Origin of the sequence: Pseudomonas fluorescens, from assembly GCF_018614655.1 — a bacterium.
Taxonomy (GTDB): Bacteria; Pseudomonadota; Gammaproteobacteria; order Pseudomonadales; family Pseudomonadaceae; genus Aquipseudomonas; species Aquipseudomonas fluorescens_BX.
Window position 1 is genome coordinate 352,890 of the sequence record NZ_JAGGOG010000002.1, and the last position, 16,153, is coordinate 369,042.

The following is a 16,153-nucleotide window of genomic DNA, read 5'->3' on the forward strand; positions in this document are numbered from 1 at the left end:
GCTTTAAATGGTTTTTCTTATCCCTCAATCGTATTGATTTTTTGTTTATAAGACCAAAAACACATAAGCCCCACCGGACAACGGAGGTCATCCATGGCCCGAATCTCGCTGTTGAGCCTGCCGCTGACGGCCCCGGCCCAAGGTACGCCACCACGTTGGCCACACCTGAGCCAACGCCTGTTGCCCTGGCTGCTGCCCGTCGCACTGTTTGCCCTGTGGTGGCTGGCCAGCCGTAATCACTGGATGAGCGAACAGATTCTGCCGGCGCCTTCACTGGTCTGGAGCAGCGCCGTGGAACTGGCGGGCGGCGAGTTGTGGAGTCACCTGGCGGTCAGCTTGCAACGGCTGTTCTGGGGCTTGTTGGCGGGCGTCAGCGCCGGGGCGTTATTGGGCGCGTTGCTGGGCTTCAGTGCCCGGGCCGAGCGCCTGGTGTTCCCAACGTTCAGCGCCTTGTCGCAAGTACCGACCCTGGCCTGGATTCCGCTGTTCATGGTGTTTTTCGGCATCGGCGAAACCCTCAAGCTGGTGGTGCTGGTGAAGGCGATTGTGGTGCCGGTCACCCTGCATACCCTGGTGGGCGTACGCGATGCCCAGCCCGCTTTGCGTGAAGCCGCGCGCGTCTTGCGTTTACCCGCTCACCTGTTGATCCGCCGCCTGATCCTGCCTGCTGCGCTGCCCGCCTTCATGGCCGGCGTGCGGTTGGCGCTGGCCGCCGGTTGGACATCGTTACTGGCGGTGGAACTGTTGGCGTCCAGCGAAGGCATCGGGTACCTGATGGTGTGGGCGCGGCAGTTGTTCATGCTCGATATCGTCTTCGTCTGCATCGTGGTCATCGGTGTGCTGGGCGTGGTGATGGATCGTGGAATCGGCTGGCTGGATCGCAAGTGGGTGCACTGGCCGCATCCCGCCACCGCGCAGATCCGGCGCGGCCCACGCTATCAAGGCTGGCAACGCCTGCAACCGTGGTTGCTGCCCCTGAGTTTGCTGGCGCTGTGGCAGGTGGCAACGCAGCAGGACTGGGTGGACCCGAACATTCTGATCAGCCCTTGGGCAGTGCTGCAAACCGCGGCCGCCGGCGTGCAGGATGGCAGCCTGGTCAGCGCCTTGGGCTTGAGCCTGGAGCGCACCTTGGGCGGATTGATCCTCGGCGGCGGCCTCGGCTTTGCCTTGGGGTTACTGCTTGGCCTGTCACGCACCAGTGAACGGGTGCTCGGCCCAACGCTCGCCGCCCTGCGTCAGATCGCGATTTTCGCCTGGGTGCCGTTGCTCACTGCCTGGTTTGGCCTGGGTGAACTGGCCAAGTGGGTGTTCATCGCGCTCGCCGCCTTCTTCCCATTGTTTATCGCCACCCAACGCAGCGTGGTGAACCTGTCGCCACAACTCAATGAAGCCGCGCAAGTCCTGCGTCTGAGCCTGGGCCAGCGGTTGCGGCGCCTGGTGTTGCCGGGCGCGGCGGCAGGGATTTTCGCCGGGCTGCGCCTGAGCCTGATCTACGCCTGGCTGGGCACCATCGGCGCCGAATATTTCATGCCGTCCAACGGTGGTATTGGCAGCCTGATGATCGGCGCCCAACAGTTGCTGCGCATGGACTTAATCATGAGCGGCATGCTGCTGGTGGGCCTCACCGGCGCGGCCCTCAACCTGATCGGCCAACACATCGAAACCCGCGCCACGCGCTGGAGACACGCATGACTGCACCTATTGTCAGCTTCAATCACGTGGGCAAGACCTTCGACGTCGACGGCTTCGAACTGGAAGCCATTCGCGAATTCAACCTGGACATCGCCGAGGGCGAATTCGTCGCCATTGTCGGCTCCAGCGGCTGTGGCAAATCCACCCTGCTGCGACTGCTGGTGGGCCTGGATACGCAGTTTCGCGGCGAGATCCGCGTAGATGGCAAGGCGGTAAGCGGTATCGGCGGCGAACGCGGCATCGTGTTCCAGGAACACCGTTTATTCCCCTGGCTGACCGTGGAAGAAAACATCGGCCTGGGCCTGGTTAACGAACCGTTGAGCGACGCCGAACGCAAACGGCGTATCGGCGATTTTATCGAGCTGGTAGGGCTCACCGATTTCACCCGCGCCTACCCGCATCAACTGTCCGGTGGCATGGCGCAACGGGTGGCGATCGCCCGCGGCCTGGTGGCCAGCCCACGTATTCTGCTGCTGGACGAACCTTTCGGCGCCCTGGATGCCCTGACCCGCCAGCAGATGCAAGACGAACTCCTGGCAATCCGTGCCCGAGCAAAAATCACCACGGTGCTGGTGACCCACGATGTGGAGGAAGCGATTTTCCTCGCCGACCGCGTGGTGGTGATGGAGCCCCGCCCCGGACGGATCAAGCAGGTGGTGGACATCGCCCTGCCTCATCCCCGCCAGCGCAGCAGTTTCGACTTCCATCAACTGCGTGAAGAACTGCTGCACGAACTGATCAGCGACGACCATTACCAGCCACCGGTGCGCGAGCAGATCCGCGACCTTCCGCTGGCCTTTATTGCCTGCTAATGAGGAGCGCCTTGATGCCGCAACGTCCCAACTTTTTAGTGATCCTGGCCGATGACATGGGCTTCTCCGACCTGGGAGCCTTTGGTGGGGAAATCGCCACGCCGCACCTGGACGCCCTGGCCCTGAACGGCCTGCGCCTGACGGATTTTCACACCGCACCCACCTGTTCGCCGACCCGTTCGATGCTGCTGACCGGCACCGATCACCACATTGCTGGCATCGGCACCATGGCCGAGGCGCTGACGCCGGAACTGATCGGCAAACCGGGGTACGAGGGCTACCTCAACGACAAGGTGGTGGCCCTGCCGGAACTGCTGCGGGACGCCGGCTACCAGACGTTGATGAGCGGTAAATGGCACCTGGGCCTGACCGCCGAACTGGCACCCCACGCCCGGGGTTTCGAGCGCTCGTTTTCACTGTTGCCGGGGGCGGCCAATCACTATGGCTTCGAGCCAACCTATGACGACAGCACGCCAGGCCTGCTCAAATCCACGCCCGCGCTGTACATCGAAGACGACACCTTCGTCGAGCAACTGCCCAAGGACTTCTATTCCTCCGACGCCTTTGGCGACAAGCTGCTGCAGTACCTCAAGGAGCGCGACCAGACCCGACCGTTCTTCGCCTACCTGCCGTTTTCCGCACCCCACTGGCCATTGCAGGCCCCCGTCGAGGTTGTCGACAAGTACCGTGGCCGCTATGACGCCGGCCCCGAAGTGCTGCGCCTGGAACGCCTGGAAAAACTCAAGGCGCTGGGCTTGATCGACGCTGATGTCGAGCCCCATCCGCTGATCGAACTCAATACCCAATGGGCTGCCCTGAGCGACGAACAGCGCCAGGTGTCGGCGCGGGCCATGGAAGTGTATGCGGCGATGGTCGAGCGCATGGACTGGAATATCGGGCGGGTGGTGGAGTACCTGCGCCAACAGGGGCAATTGGACAACACCTTCATTCTGTTCATGTCCGACAACGGCGCTGAAGGCGCCCTGCTGGAAGCCTTTCCCAAGTTCGGGCCAGAGCTTTTGACCTACCTCAACCAGCATTACGACAACCGCCTTGAGAACATCGGCCGCGCCAATTCCTACGTCTGGTATGGGCCATCCTGGGCCCAGGTGGCGACGGCGCCGTCACGACTGTTCAAGGCGTTTACCACCGAGGGCGGGATTCGAGTGCCGGCGCTGGTGCATTACCCCCAACTGTCACTCAAGGGGCAGATCAGCCATGGCTTCGGCACGGTGATGGACATCACGCCGACCATTCTTGATCTGGCCGGCGTGCGTCATCCCGGCAAGCAGTGGCGCGGCAAACCGGTGGCACCGCTGCGGGGTAAGTCGTGGCTGGGGTTCCTGTCCGGCGAGACCGAGCAGGTGCACGACGAACACACCGTCACCGGCTGGGAGCTGTTCGGGCGCAGGGCGATTCGCCAGGGCCAATGGAAAGCCGTGTACATCCCAGGCCCCGTGGGGCCGGCAACCTGGCAACTGTATGACCTGGGCCAGGACCCGGGCGAGATTCATGACCTCGCCCAAAGCCACCCGGAGAAACTGACCACCTTGATCGGCCACTGGCAACAGTACGTCGAAGAAACCGGCGTGGTGCTCAGCGCGTCGCCGTTTCAGCCGGATTAACCATCACGGACGAATCCGTGGTGCGCTCAAACCGATTGGCCCGGGCAAAGGTCCCGAAGTCGTTGAAGCGCACGCCCATGTCGGCCATCACCTTGTGCGCCACTTTGACGGTCATCTGCCGGATGTAGAACGGTTCCTTGACCACAAAGTGGTGGATGCCATGGGTGCTGCCGAAGTTGAAGCAGAACGCTTGCAACGGCCACAACCACCACGGGTTCAGCACCTGGGTCTGCTGGATCACATTGCCCAGCTCCACATCGCCGTAGTAGTGCATGTTGGAGCTGACAAAGTGCAGGCAGAAAGTGCGCAACACGTTGGGGCCGATGATCACCACCGCCGCGATGTCGATAACCTGCATCACCGACAAGGTGCCCGCTGACCACTCGATCGGCATGCCCAGCAGGCTGGCGATGCCATTGGTGGCGTGAAACCCCAGGAACACATACCACGCGCCCCAATGCAGCAGCGCCAGCGGTGCGTAGACCAACGCCGTACGCTTGAGGATGTTCAGTTTTTGCTGCCAGGACGGCGCCCGCAACACGCGGATCAGCGCCGACATGATGTTGTCGCCCACCATCAGCAACCGGGCAATGCCCCAGGGTTCGCCGTTGGTGATCGCCCGCTCTTCGATATCGGTTTCAGTGCCCGACACCTTGTGGTGATTGAGGTGAATATGCCGGCGTACCCACGGATTGATGGTGCTTGGTCGCGCCAGCCAGACCAGGCCCATCATCAAGTTGTGGGGCAGGCGTTGCTTGCGAAAGTACATGCTGTGGATCAGGTCGTGTTCAAGCTCATGGGTCAGCGACGCCAGGAAGGCATTGAGCAGCAGGCACACCCACCACGCCATATGGCCGGTGATATACAACGCCGCAGAGCCGATCATGCCGAGCAAGGCAAACGCCAGGATCCCCGCGCCCAGGGCGTCCTGATGCCGTAGCCAGGGGTGGCGCTGGCGCAATTTCACGCCTTCGGCGAGCACCACTTCACGGATATGCGCTGAACGCTGTTGTGCGTTCATCCGCTGGGGACTTGCAGAAGTACCGTCCATGCTTCCATCCTCTTACTTATTGATGCGTACATCCTGCCCTATGCGATCTGGCAGGACGCTAGCTCGGCACGCCAACCTGTTGACCGCAAGCGCCAATTAACATGACTGAACCCACTTCCCTCGCCAGTTGGACCCGCGCCTTGCGCAAGCAACTCGATGCCCTGGGCCTCGACAGTGCAGCGCTGTGCGTGCAAGCCGGGCTCGCCCCTCAGCAGATGGACGATCCCAATGCCCGCTACCCACTGTCGGCCACCACGCGCCTGTGGGAACTGGCAGTGCAGGCCAGCGGCGATCCGGCCATTGGCTTGCGGGTGTCACGTTTCGTCAGCCCCACCACCTTCCATGCCCTGGGCTATGCGTTGGTGGCCAGCGGCAGCCTGCGGGAAGTATTCGAGCGAATCGTGCGCTACCACCCAGTCGTCAGCGACGCGCTGATGCTGGAGCTTAGTCGAACAGGTGAGCGTTACTGCTTGCACCTGCTGCAGCCCAGCAACAGCCCGGCGCCGGCGCTTGAAGCCATCGATGCCTTCGCGGCGATTTACGTGCGCACCTGCCGCAACCGTTTGGGCCGCGACTATGCGCCGCTGGCGGTGTATTTGAGACGTCCGGAACCGGCAGATCCCAAGCCCTGGTACACAGTATTTCGTTCCCCGGTGTTTTTCGGCGCCAATGAGGATCGCCTGGAGTTCGCCGCCAGCGACTTCGACAGCCACCTGGACGATGCCAACCCGGAACTGGCCGAACACAATGAAACGGTGCTCAAGCGCACCCTCGCCCAACTGCAACCGCTGACCTGGGAGCGCAAGGTACGCGCGGCCATCGAAGCGCAGTTGCCCGAGGGTGAGCCCAGTGCCGAGCGCATTGCCCAGACCTTGCATTTGAGTTTGCGCAGCTTGCAGCGGCATTTGGCGGATGAAGGGTGTCGGTTTGATGCGCTGCTCAATGAATGCCGTGAGAATCTGGCGCTGTTGCACCTGCGCGATCCCCAGTGCTCGTTGGCGCAAGTCAGTCACTTACTTGGATTTGCCGATACCAGCAGCTTCAATCGGGCGTTCAAGCGCTGGACCGGGATCACGCCGGGGCAGTTTCGGGATGGGTTGCGATAAACAGGTTTCTCACCGCGCCCGGTCGCGCCGCAGCAACTTCCTCACCCGCGCCACCAAACCCTTGGCATCGAACGGCTTGAGCAGGTAATCATCCTCATGCAATTCCAGCCCACGCAAACGGTCTTCAATGCCATCGGGCGTGGTCAGGAACAACACCGGTGTCTCACCCTTCAGCCGAATCGCCTGCTGCAGTTTCCAGGCATTCAGCCCCGGCAGCATCACATCGAGGATCACCAGGTCGTACTCGGTGCTTTCGACAAAGCGCAGGGCCGCCATGCCATTGGCCGCCACCTCCACCGTGTAACTGGCCTCCTCCAGACGCTTGCCCATCCACTCGGCCGTCTCCGACTCGTGTTCCACTAACAGCACACGCATAACACACCTCGAATAATAGGACCGCAGGCTAACACCCTCAGGCGTGCGCTGCCTCGCGTAACCGCTGCACGTCGAGGATTTCGATCTCGCCATAGCCCAGGCGCACAATGCCCTGGCCTTGCAGATCCTTGAGCAAGGCGTTGGTGGTCTGGCGTGACAGGCTCAACATGACTGCCAGGTCCTCCTGGGGCAGTTGCAGTATTCGCCGCGCCTGTTCGATCTCGCCGTAGCCTTCGGCGATCATCAGCAGGCGGTGCGCAACGCGCACCGACGCTGGCATCAGGCTCAGTTGTTCGATATTGATAAAGGTCAGGCGCAGTTTCTGGCTCATCAGCAGGGCCATGTCACGCCAGTAACGCGGGTGCGCTTCGAGGATCTGCAGCATCGCCGGCTGCGGCACTTGCAACAGGGTGCAGGGCCCGACGGCACAAGCGTCATGGGTGCGGGGCAAACCGTCGAACACGGAAATCTCGCCAAACCAGTGTGGCAGCTCCACCAGGCTCAACACCGCCTCCTTGCCCTGTTCGCTCACCGCGCTGATGCGCACGCTGCCATCCAGCACCGCATACAGCCCGCAAGGCGGGTCCCCGCGCTTGAACAAATACTGGCCAGCGGTCAGCTGTCGCAACCTGCCCTGCTTGCACAAACTATTCTGAAAGGCAGCAGGCAGATGGCTGTACCAGTGGCCGGTGGACAGCCGTGCATGCCATTTCTCTGCGTCCATGAGAACTCCGAAGATTGTCGCCCAGTTGACAGTTCGCCACAGGCTTACAGGGCATGATCAAACATCCTACAGGAGGAATAACAATGAAAAGCCTCGTCGACCACCTCAGTCAATACGCCGCCTACCACCGCGACCCGCGCAATATCGCCAGCCACTTCATCGGCATTCCGCTGATCGTGGTGGCCGTGGCCGTCTTGCTCTCGCGCCCCGAATGGTCGGTGGCTGGCCTCTGGCTGTCGCCAGCCGTGTTGCTGGCGTTGTTCTCGGCCGGGTTCTACCTGCGCCTGGAACTGGCGCTTGGCGCGCTGATGACGGTATTGATGGGCTTGTCCGTATGGCTCGGCCACGCACTCGCCGCCCAAAGCACCCTGGTGTGGCTCGGCAGCGGCATCGGGATGTTTGTGGTGGGCTGGGTGATCCAGTTTGTCGGTCATTACTACGAAGGGCGCAAACCGGCGTTTGTCGATGACGTGTCAGGGCTGATTGTCGGGCCGTTGTTTGTCGTCGCAGAGCTGGCGTTTCTGTTGGGTTTGCGGCACGACCTCAAGCAGCAGATTGAAGAGCGTTCCGGGCCGGTGGCAGTCAGGGGCAAGCACGCCGCGGTCTAAAGCGAAGCGGTTGTAGCCGCTGCCGAGGCACGAGGCTGCGATGGGTTTGGTGCGGCATTCCGACGAAGCAGACCCCTAGGGCGGTCCTGCGGACACGCATCGCAGCCTCGTGCCTCGGCAGCGGCTACAACGTTTTTCGGGAGCTGCCGTCTCAGGCCTTCTGCCAGACCTTCGGTTTGAAGAACAACGTCTCGCCCCGCGCCAAACCGGTCAGGCTGTCGTGGTCTTTCACCACCTCAGCCTCGATCAGCTCGCTCTGGCCTTCGACTTTCAACGTCACCCGAGTCGTCGCACCCAGTGGACGAATATCCCGCACTTCGGCCGCATGGTGATCTTCCAGTTCATGGCGCGACAGCGACACCTCATGCGGGCGGAACAACACGTGCTTGTCCTCCCCAAGATGCAAGCGGTTGGAGTCACCGAGAAAGTGGTAAACAAAATCGCTGGCCGGGTTTTCGTAGACGTCGCCCGGTGAGCCGATCTGCTCGATCACCCCCTTGTTCATCACCACGATACGGTCAGCCACTTCCATGGCTTCTTCCTGGTCGTGGGTCACGAATACCGAGGTCAAGTTGATGTCTTCGTGCAGGCGTGCCAGCCAGCGACGCAGCTCTTTACGGACCTTGGCATCCAGGGCACCGAACGGCTCGTCGAGCAGCAGTACTTTGGGCTCCACCGCCAAGGCGCGGGCCAAGGCGATACGCTGACGCTGGCCACCGGAGAGTTGTTCCGGATAACGATCGGACAACCAATCCAGTTGCACCATGTTCAGCAGCTCGTGAACCTTGGTCGCGATCTGGCTTTCGGTGGGGCGCTGGTTTTTCGGTTTCATGCGCAGGCCGAACGCGACGTTGTCGAACACCGTCATGTGGCGGAACAACGCGTAATGCTGAAACACAAAACCGACGTTGCGATCACGCACGTCGTGGCCGGAGACGTCTTCGCCGTGGAACACGATGTTGCCGGCATCCGGGGTTTCCAGGCCGGCAATGATGCGCAGCAAGGTGGTCTTGCCGCAGCCGGACGGGCCGAGCAACGCCACCAGCTCGCCGCTCTGGATATCCAGGCTGATGCTGTCCAGGGCCTTGAAGGCGTTGAAGTTCTTGCTGACATTACGGACTTCGATGGACATGCGTTATTCCTCAGCTGCACTGGCGCGCAGGCGGTTGATACGGTTCTCGCTCCACTGCTTGAGCAGCAGGATGAAGAGCGCCAGGATCAGCAACAGGCTCGCCACCGCAAACGCGGCGACGTGGTTGTATTCGTTGTAGAGAATCTCGACGTGCAGCGGCAGGGTGTTGGTGACGCCACGAATGTGCCCGGACACCACCGACACCGCGCCAAACTCACCCATCGCCCGCGCGGTACACAGCACCACGCCGTAGATCAGGCCCCATTTGATGTTCGGTACGGTAACGTGCCAGAACATCTGCCAGCCATTGGCGCCTAGCAGGCGCGCGGCCTCTTCTTCCTGGGTGCCCTGCTCCTGCATCAACGGGATCAGCTCCCGGGCCACGAACGGCACGGTGACGAAGATCGTCGCCAGCACGATGCCCGGCAAGGCGAAGACGATCTGAATGTCATGGTCTTGCAGCCACGGGCCGAAGAACCCCTGGGCACCAAACATCAGCACGTAGACCAGACCGGCGATCACCGGCGAGACCGAGAACGGCAGGTCGATCAGCGTCACCAGCATACTCTTGCCACGGAACGAGTACTTGCTCACGCACCAGGCGGCGCTGACGCCGAAGACCACATTGAGCGGCACCGAAATCAGCACGGCGATCACCGTGAGTTTCAGTGCCGACAGTGCATCGGGCTCGAAGATCGCGGCGAAGAATGCCCCCAGGCCGAGCTTCAGGCCTTGGGACACCACGATAAACAGCGGCAGCAGCAGGAACAACGCGAAGATCAGCCAGCCAAGGCTGATCAGGATACGTCGAGACACCGCGCTGCCACGACGGGCAGCGTTGGCCGAAGACGCGGCGGTAATAGACGATTGGGACATGTTCCGCGCCTCCTTATGGGGTTTCGATGCGCCGCTGCAACAAGTTGATCAGCAGCAGCAGGACAAAGGAAACCACCAGCATCAGCACGCCGATGGAAGTAGCGCCGGTGTAGTCGTATTGATCGAGCTTGACCATGATCAGCAGCGGCAGGATCTCGGTTTTCATCGGCATATTGCCCGCGATGAAAATCACCGAACCGTACTCGCCAACGCCACGGGCAAAGGCCAGGGCAAAACCGGTCAGCCAGGCCGGCAGCAGCGCCGGTACCAGGATGTAGCGGAACACCTGCAACGGTTTGGCACCCAGGCAGGCGGCGGCTTCTTCGATTTCACGGGGGATATCGGCCAGTACTGGCTGCACGGTACGCACCACGAAAGGCAGCGTGACGAAGGTCAGCGCCAGGGTGATGCCCAATGGGGTGTAAGCGATCTTGAAGCCCAGGTCGGCGGCGAACTGCCCCACCAGACCGGTCGGCGTGTACAGCGCGGTGAGCGCGATACCGGCCACGGCGGTGGGCAAGGCGAACGGCAGGTCGATCATCGCATCGATGATCTTGCGTCCGGGGAAGGTGTAGCGCACCAGCACCCAGGCCAGCAGCGTGCCGATCACGCCGTTGATAATTGCGGCGTACAACGCGGTGCCGAAGCTCAGCTTCAACGCCGCCAGCACCCGCGGTGCGGAAATAATCGCCCAGAACTGATCCCAGGTGAGTTGGGCGGCGTGGACGAACATCGCCGCCAGGGGGATGAGCACAATCAGGCTGAGGTACACCAAGGTGTAGCCCAGCGTCAGCCCGAAGCCGGGTATGACGGGGGAGATACGACGCGACATAAAAGTCCTTGGTTAACGGAACGGACATGCAAAGCCCGCAAACGAATGCGGGCTACTGATCCCTGTAGCAGCGGGCTTGCCCGCGAAGAACGTCAACGATAACGCAGTGCTACCTGGTTGCCCGCGTCGCCTATGCGTTTTCGCGAGCAAGCTCGCTCTTACTGGGCAGTGTAGATCTGGTCGAACACGCCACCGTCATTGAAGAATTTCGGTTGGGCAGTTTTCCAGCCGCCGAAGTCTTTGTCGATAGTCACCAGCTCCAGTTTCGGGAACTGCTGGGCGTACTTGGCAGCGACTTCCTTGTCACGCGGGCGGTAGAAGTTCTTGGCCGCGATCTCCTGACCAGCCGGGCTGTACAGGTGTTTGAGGTACGCGGTGGCGATTTCGGTGTTGCCCTTTTTCTCGGCGTTCTTGTCGACCACCGCCACTGGCGGTTCGGCGAGGATCGACAGGGACGGCACGACGATGTCGAACTTGTCGGCGCCGCCATCTTCCTTCAAGGCCAGGAAGGCTTCGTTTTCCCAGGCCAGCAACACGTCACCCTGACCGTTGTTGACGAAGGTGATGGTCGAACCGCGAGCGCCGGTATCCAGGATCGGTACGTGCTTGAACAGCGCTTTCACGTATTCCTGAGCCTTGGCTTCGCTGCCACCGGCTTTGAGGCCATAGGCCCAGGCGGCGAGGAAGTTCCAGCGAGCACCGCCGGAGGTTTTCGGGTTCGGGGTAATGACGGAGACGTCTGGCTTGATCAGGTCGCCCCAGTCCTTGATGCCTTTAGGGTTGCCCTTGCGCACCAGGAACACGATGGTGGAGGTGTAAGGCGTGCTCGCGTCCGGCAGGCGGGTCTGCCAGTTTTCCGGAAGGGTCTTGCCCAATTTGGCAATTTCGTCGATGTCGCCGGCCAGGGCCAGGGTCACTACGTCGGCGCGCAGGCCATCGATTACCGCACGGCCTTGTTTGCCCGAGCCACCGTGGGATTGCTGGATCTTGACGTTGTCGCCTGGGTGCTCTTTCTTCCAGAAACTGGTGAATTCGGCGTTGTAGTCCTGGTACAGCTCACGGGTCGGATCGTACGAAACGTTGAGCAACTCGTAATCCTTGGCAACAGCGGAACCGGCAAACACGGCACTGGCCAGTGCTGCCAGGGCATAACGGCGAATCGACGACATAGAGAAGCTCCTGAAATTCTTTCGTGTTGGCTTTTTCTTATAAGTGCGGGTCTAGCAATCGAATCGCCGATTCTGCTTTAGCTCGGTTTGTTACCCGGGTTTTGCAGACGGAATTTCTCTTTGCGTTCGATCTGTACCACTTGGGCGTTATGCACAGTGATTTCCACCGCGCCAAACCGCAGATCGCGCAGAGCGCTCTGGATCTCGCGCAAAATGGCTGCTTCGTCCTGGCCGTCAACGCTACGTAGAGATGCGCTCATGGTGGTGCTCCTGAAATGAGAAGTGCCTGGCAGTGGCGGCACTGCTTGCGGCGTGAGGGCGATAGTAGATAAGCGCGGATATTCTTAAAAATACTATTTAAGAATGTTTATATAACCAGAAAGAATTTTCTGATTAGACAGAGGCTTGCACCCTTTTGTAGCCGCTGCCGAGGCACGAGGCTGCGATGGACTGCGAAGCAGGCCCTGACGGGCGGTCCTGCGGACCGCATCGCAGCCTCGTACCTCGGCAGCGGCTACAGGATTGCAGGCGCTCTTTGCCAATCAATTTCATGAGCCGGCATCGGCCGGCCAAACCAATAGCCCTGACCCAGATCACACTGGTGGTCCAACAGGAACCGCGCCTGCTCCACCTGTTCGATCCCCTCGGCGTGCACCTGCATACCCATGCTCTGCGCCAAGGCAATGACCACGCGAACAATCGCTGCGTCATCTTCATCCCACGGCAGCCCCGCCACGAACCCTTGGTCGATCTTGAGCTTCTGCACCGGCAGGCGTTTGAGGCGCAGCAGTGACGAATAACCGGTGCCAAAGTCGTCGATGGCCAGGCGCAAGCCCAGTTCCCGCAGGCGATGCAGTTGTTCAAGGGCGACTTCCGGGTCGTCCATCACCGCGCTTTCAGTGACTTCCAGCTCCAGAAAGGCCGGATCCAGGCCGGTGTCATGCAGCACCTTGGCCACTTGTTCGTACAGCTCACGCCGGGCGAACAGACGGCTGGAGACATTCACGGCGAGGAAGGACAAGGGCACCCCGTCGGCCAGCCATTGGCACATCTGGCGACAGGCCTGATCCATGACCCAGGCATCGATCTCGGCAATCAGCCCGGTGCGTTCGGCGATCGGGATAAACTCCGCCGGCGGCACCAGGCCGCGTTCCGGGTGCTGCCAGCGCACCAGGGCTTCGACGCCGATCAGGTGGCTGCTCTGCAGGTCGTGTACTGGCTGGTAGTAAACCCGCAGTTCCTGCTGGTCGAGGGCGCGGCGTAACTCATTGGCGATTTCCACCCGGTGCTGGGCGTGGGCGGTGAGTTCTTCGGTGTACAAGGCATAACCTTCGCGGCCGACGCTCTTGGCCTTGAACAGCGCAGAGTCAGCGTTGCGCAACAACTGCTCGGCGCTCAAGGCATCGCTGGGAAACAGGCTGATGCCAATGCTGGCGCTGATAAACAGCTGGTGGCCGTCGAAGATGAACGGTTCTTTCATCGCATCGAGGATTCGCTGTGCCAAGACGGCGGCCTGGGCCACCTGTGGACAACTTTCCGCCAGTACTGCGAACTCATCGCCCCCCAGACGCGCAAGGGTGACACCTGGGCCGAACAAACCTTGCAGGCGCTCGCCCACGACCTTGAGCAACTGGTCGCCCACATTGTGGCCTAGGCTGTCATTGATGATTTTGAAATGGTCGAGGTCGATCAGCAGCAATGCGCAGCCTCGCTTGTGCACTTGCGCCGACGCCAGCGCCTGCTCGGCACGGTCGGTGAACAACAGGCGGTTGGGCAGGTTGGTCAGCGGATCGTGGTGAGCCAGGTGCGCCAGTTCGTGCTCGGAATGCTTGATCGCACTGATGTCGGAGAACACCGCGACGTAGTGGCTGACCTGGCCCTGGTCATCGCGCACGACCCGGATCGTTTGCCACTGTGGATAAATTTCGCCGCTCTTGCGGCGGTTCCAGATCTCGCCGCTCCATTCGCCGCAGCGCTCCAGAGTCTGAAACATCTGCTGATAGAAACTGACCGAATGGCGCCCTGACTTGAACAGACTGGGGCGATGGCCCAGCACGTCTTCACGCCGATAGCCGGTAATTTCGATAAAGGCCCGGTTAACGTGAACAATCAGGCCCTGGATATCGGTGACCAATACCCCTTCGCGGGTGCAATCGAACACCGCTGCAGCCTGGCGCAGGCGTTCGCGGTTCTCCTTCAGGGGCTGCTGGATCAGGTTCGCCCGGGCAAAACGGGTGCAGAGGAGAAAAATCACCAGCGCACTGAGTACTATCCACGCGTAACCACGGATCAGTTGCCAGTGGATAATTTTCAGCGGTTCATCGAGAAGATTGATCAATAGGTGCTGACTGAGTTGTATCCAAACAATAGAAACCAGCAGGTACAACAGCCCTGCGCATAGGGCACCTCGGTATGAAAACAGCATATGGCTAGTAATCCTTACTAAAAAACCAGATTCGCCCTACAAAGGTTACGGATTATAGAATAAGAAACATCCAGTCACTCCTATCTGAAAGGGCGACTGGTTTTATCTGTGGGCTTAGTGATAATGCGTGAGCTGTTTTTTTCTTTATCTGAGGGCCATACAGCCTATGTGGTACAACGGTTTTCTTGACTTGTCGCCTTGGCAATTGGTGGCAGTCACCCTGTTGATGACCCACGTGACCATTGTTGGCGTCACGGTCTATCTGCACCGCTATTCAGCCCATCGCTCCCTGGAGCTTAATGCCGGCCTGAAACACTTCTTCCGCTTCTGGCTGTGGCTGACCACGGCGCAGAACACCCGCGAGTGGACCGCCATCCACCGTAAACACCACGCCAAGTGCGAAACCGTCGACGATCCCCACAGCCCGGTGATCAAGGGCCTGTCCACTGTCCTGCGCAAAGGCGCCGAACTGTACCGCGCCGAGGCGGAAAACCCCGAAACACTGCGTATCTACGGCAAGAACTGCCCGGAAGACTGGATCGAACGCAACCTCTACACCCGTTTCCCCCTGCTGGGCATCGCCATCATGGGCGTCATTGACCTGCTGCTGTTCGGCACCATCGGCATCACCATCTGGGCGGTCCAGATGATGTGGATCCCGTTCTGGGCCGCCGGCGTGATCAACGGCCTGGGCCATGCGGTCGGCTATCGCAACTTCGAATGCCGGGACGCGGCGACCAACCTGATTCCCTGGGGCATTATCGTCGGTGGCGAAGAGCTGCATAACAACCATCACACCTACCCCAACTCCGCCAAGCTGTCGGTGAAGAAATGGGAGTTCGACCTGGGCTGGGCCTGGATCAAAGTGTTCAGCTTCCTGCGCTTGGCCAAGGTCCAGCGGGTTGCACCTATCGCCCACCGGGTCGAAGGCAAGGGCCACCTGGACATGGACACCGCCATGGCGATCCTCAACAACCGTTTCCAGATCATGGCCCAGTACCGCAAGTTGGTGATCGCGCCGCTGGTCAAGCAGGAGCTGGAGAAGGTCGATCACTCGGTCCGTCACCAATTCCATCGCGCCAAGCGACTGCTGTCACGGGAAACCAGCCTGCTGGATGACCGTCACCATGTGCGCATCCAACGCATGCTGGAGCACAGCCAGGCGCTGAAAGTGATCTACGAGAAACGCCTGGCGCTGCAACAGATCTGGCTCAAGACCAGCACCAACGGGCATGACATGCTGGCGGCGATCAAGGAATGGGTCCACGAGGCCGAGGCCAGCGGGATTCAATCCCTGCGTGATTTTGCCCATCAGTTGAAAACCTATTCGTTACGGCCTGCCAAGGTCTAAACGCCAAGCCGGCACATCCGTAATAGCTGTTGAGCTTTAGTGAGGCTGCGTCAAGGACGACGCGGTTTTAGGCTCGATGACTGCGGTGCGGCCTACGCAGCCTCGCCAAGGCTCGACAGCTGCTACGACCTCATCCATCAGCGTCCCCCCCGTAGCAGTTGTCGAGCCCCAGCGAGGCTACGTACGCCGCGCTACCACTCCCAAGCCAAGCCGCTCCCAACGCAGCCTCGCCAAGCTACGACCTCATCCACCAACGTCCCCCCCGTAGCAGTTGTCGAGCCCCAGCGAGGCTACGTAGGCCCGGTATCTCCGGGGCGCCTACAGGTTTTTGACGCCATTTCACAGGCACCTCGTTATCCCGCCCATTCGCCCCTC

At 60.8% G+C, this 16,153-nt stretch carries 15 protein-coding genes; 6 read left to right on the forward strand and 9 right to left on the reverse strand.

Annotated features, from left to right (window positions below; all coding sequences use genetic code 11):
* Nucleotides 1–93 precede the first annotated feature (93 nt).
* From J7E41_RS02395 to J7E41_RS02405, 3 genes are read left to right on the forward strand one after another with little or no spacing between them, the layout of a single operon-like run.
* Entirely contained in the window at nucleotides 94–1,692 is a 1,599-nt protein-coding gene (locus J7E41_RS02395; RefSeq protein ID WP_214989815.1) for an ABC transporter permease, read from the forward strand.
* A complete protein-coding gene (locus tag J7E41_RS02400) occupies nucleotides 1,689–2,504 on the forward strand; it encodes an ABC transporter ATP-binding protein (protein WP_214989817.1) in 816 nt (271 codons plus the stop codon). Before J7E41_RS02395 ends, J7E41_RS02400 begins: the two co-directional genes overlap by 4 nt.
* Nucleotides 2,505–2,518: 14 nt before the next feature.
* Nucleotides 2,519–4,129, forward strand: coding sequence for an arylsulfatase (locus tag J7E41_RS02405; protein ID WP_214989819.1), 1,611 nt, complete (start codon nucleotides 2,519–2,521; stop codon nucleotides 4,127–4,129).
* Here the strand turns inward: J7E41_RS02405 and J7E41_RS02410 are convergent.
* Nucleotides 4,101–5,180, reverse strand: a complete 1,080-nt coding sequence (locus J7E41_RS02410; protein WP_214989821.1) for a fatty acid desaturase — start codon at nucleotides 5,178–5,180, stop codon at nucleotides 4,101–4,103. The two genes, J7E41_RS02405 and J7E41_RS02410, sit on opposite strands and share 29 nt — an antisense overlap.
* Nucleotides 5,181–5,281: 101 nt before the next feature.
* Here J7E41_RS02410 and J7E41_RS02415 point away from each other — a divergent pair, with 101 nt between their 5' ends.
* Nucleotides 5,282–6,286 (forward strand): AraC family transcriptional regulator, encoded by a 1,005-nt coding sequence (locus tag J7E41_RS02415; RefSeq protein WP_214989823.1) that lies wholly within the window; start codon nucleotides 5,282–5,284, stop codon nucleotides 6,284–6,286.
* Nucleotides 6,287–6,295: 9 nt separating this feature from the next.
* Here the strand turns inward: J7E41_RS02415 and J7E41_RS02420 are convergent, their stop codons facing one another.
* Both J7E41_RS02420 and J7E41_RS02425 read right to left on the reverse strand, forming a co-directional pair.
* The gene (locus tag J7E41_RS02420; RefSeq protein ID WP_214989825.1) at nucleotides 6,296–6,661 is read right to left on the reverse strand and encodes a response regulator; all 366 of its coding nucleotides are present in this window, start codon (nucleotides 6,659–6,661) and stop codon (nucleotides 6,296–6,298) included.
* Nucleotides 6,662–6,698: 37 nt separating this feature from the next.
* Complete coding sequence (locus tag J7E41_RS02425) at nucleotides 6,699–7,385, reverse strand: Crp/Fnr family transcriptional regulator (RefSeq protein WP_214989827.1); 687 nt, start codon at nucleotides 7,383–7,385, stop codon at nucleotides 6,699–6,701.
* 83 nt (nucleotides 7,386–7,468) lie between these two features.
* On the opposite strand from J7E41_RS02425, the gene J7E41_RS02430 reads away from it, so the two are divergent.
* Nucleotides 7,469–7,993: a DUF962 domain-containing protein gene (locus J7E41_RS02430; protein WP_214989829.1), complete on the forward strand. Its 525-nt coding sequence runs from the start codon at nucleotides 7,469–7,471 to the stop codon at nucleotides 7,991–7,993.
* Between the two features lie 151 nt (nucleotides 7,994–8,144).
* Here J7E41_RS02430 and J7E41_RS02435 read toward each other — a convergent pair whose 3' ends face one another.
* From J7E41_RS02435 to dibA, 6 genes are all read right to left on the reverse strand, one after another.
* Nucleotides 8,145–9,125: a sulfate/molybdate ABC transporter ATP-binding protein gene (locus J7E41_RS02435; protein WP_214989831.1), complete on the reverse strand. Its 981-nt coding sequence runs from the start codon at nucleotides 9,123–9,125 to the stop codon at nucleotides 8,145–8,147.
* Nucleotides 9,126–9,128: 3 nt separating this feature from the next.
* A complete protein-coding gene (gene cysW / locus J7E41_RS02440) occupies nucleotides 9,129–10,001 on the reverse strand; it encodes a sulfate ABC transporter permease subunit CysW (RefSeq protein WP_155585436.1) in 873 nt (290 codons plus the stop codon).
* Nucleotides 10,002–10,014: 13 nt separating this feature from the next.
* On the reverse strand, nucleotides 10,015–10,833 hold the full coding sequence (gene cysT / locus J7E41_RS02445; protein WP_155585435.1) for a sulfate ABC transporter permease subunit CysT: 819 nt from the start codon (nucleotides 10,831–10,833) through the stop codon (nucleotides 10,015–10,017).
* 158 nt (nucleotides 10,834–10,991) lie between these two features.
* The gene (locus tag J7E41_RS02450; RefSeq protein WP_214989833.1) at nucleotides 10,992–12,002 is read right to left on the reverse strand and encodes a sulfate ABC transporter substrate-binding protein; all 1,011 of its coding nucleotides are present in this window, start codon (nucleotides 12,000–12,002) and stop codon (nucleotides 10,992–10,994) included.
* Between the two features lie 77 nt (nucleotides 12,003–12,079).
* Complete coding sequence (gene oscA / locus J7E41_RS02455) at nucleotides 12,080–12,262, reverse strand: sulfur starvation response protein OscA (protein ID WP_003170956.1); 183 nt, start codon at nucleotides 12,260–12,262, stop codon at nucleotides 12,080–12,082.
* Nucleotides 12,263–12,516: 254 nt separating this feature from the next.
* On the reverse strand, nucleotides 12,517–14,427 hold the full coding sequence (gene dibA, locus J7E41_RS02460) for a phosphodiesterase DibA (RefSeq protein ID WP_214989835.1): 1,911 nt from the start codon (nucleotides 14,425–14,427) through the stop codon (nucleotides 12,517–12,519).
* A gap of 166 nt (nucleotides 14,428–14,593) precedes the next feature.
* Between dibA and desA the strand changes: the two genes are divergently transcribed.
* Nucleotides 14,594–15,778: a delta-9 fatty acid desaturase DesA gene (gene desA / locus J7E41_RS02465; RefSeq protein ID WP_214989837.1), complete on the forward strand. Its 1,185-nt coding sequence runs from the start codon at nucleotides 14,594–14,596 to the stop codon at nucleotides 15,776–15,778.
* Nucleotides 15,779–16,153 lie beyond the last annotated feature (375 nt).

Excerpts from the sequence above, each read along its gene's own strand:
- J7E41_RS02395 (WP_214989815.1), top strand. The coding sequence starts at position 94 with ATGGCCCGAATCTCGCTGTTGAGCCTGCCGCTGACGGCCCCGGCCCAA.
- J7E41_RS02400 (WP_214989817.1), top strand. The coding sequence starts at position 1,689 with ATGACTGCACCTATTGTCAGCTTCAATCACGTGGGCAAGACCTTCGAC.
- J7E41_RS02405 (WP_214989819.1), top strand. The coding sequence starts at position 2,519 with ATGCCGCAACGTCCCAACTTTTTAGTGATCCTGGCCGATGACATGGGC.
- J7E41_RS02410 (WP_214989821.1), bottom strand. The coding sequence starts at position 5,180 with ATGGACGGTACTTCTGCAAGTCCCCAGCGGATGAACGCACAACAGCGT.
- J7E41_RS02415 (WP_214989823.1), top strand. The coding sequence starts at position 5,282 with ATGACTGAACCCACTTCCCTCGCCAGTTGGACCCGCGCCTTGCGCAAG.
- J7E41_RS02420 (WP_214989825.1), bottom strand. The coding sequence starts at position 6,661 with ATGCGTGTGCTGTTAGTGGAACACGAGTCGGAGACGGCCGAGTGGATG.
- J7E41_RS02425 (WP_214989827.1), bottom strand. The coding sequence starts at position 7,385 with ATGGACGCAGAGAAATGGCATGCACGGCTGTCCACCGGCCACTGGTAC.
- J7E41_RS02430 (WP_214989829.1), top strand. The coding sequence starts at position 7,469 with ATGAAAAGCCTCGTCGACCACCTCAGTCAATACGCCGCCTACCACCGC.
- J7E41_RS02435 (WP_214989831.1), bottom strand. The coding sequence starts at position 9,125 with ATGTCCATCGAAGTCCGTAATGTCAGCAAGAACTTCAACGCCTTCAAG.
- cysW (WP_155585436.1), bottom strand. The coding sequence starts at position 10,001 with ATGTCCCAATCGTCTATTACCGCCGCGTCTTCGGCCAACGCTGCCCGT.
- cysT (WP_155585435.1), bottom strand. The coding sequence starts at position 10,833 with ATGTCGCGTCGTATCTCCCCCGTCATACCCGGCTTCGGGCTGACGCTG.
- J7E41_RS02450 (WP_214989833.1), bottom strand. The coding sequence starts at position 12,002 with ATGTCGTCGATTCGCCGTTATGCCCTGGCAGCACTGGCCAGTGCCGTG.
- oscA (WP_003170956.1), bottom strand. The coding sequence starts at position 12,262 with ATGAGCGCATCTCTACGTAGCGTTGACGGCCAGGACGAAGCAGCCATT.
- dibA (WP_214989835.1), bottom strand. The coding sequence starts at position 14,427 with ATGCTGTTTTCATACCGAGGTGCCCTATGCGCAGGGCTGTTGTACCTG.
- desA (WP_214989837.1), top strand. The coding sequence starts at position 14,594 with ATGTGGTACAACGGTTTTCTTGACTTGTCGCCTTGGCAATTGGTGGCA.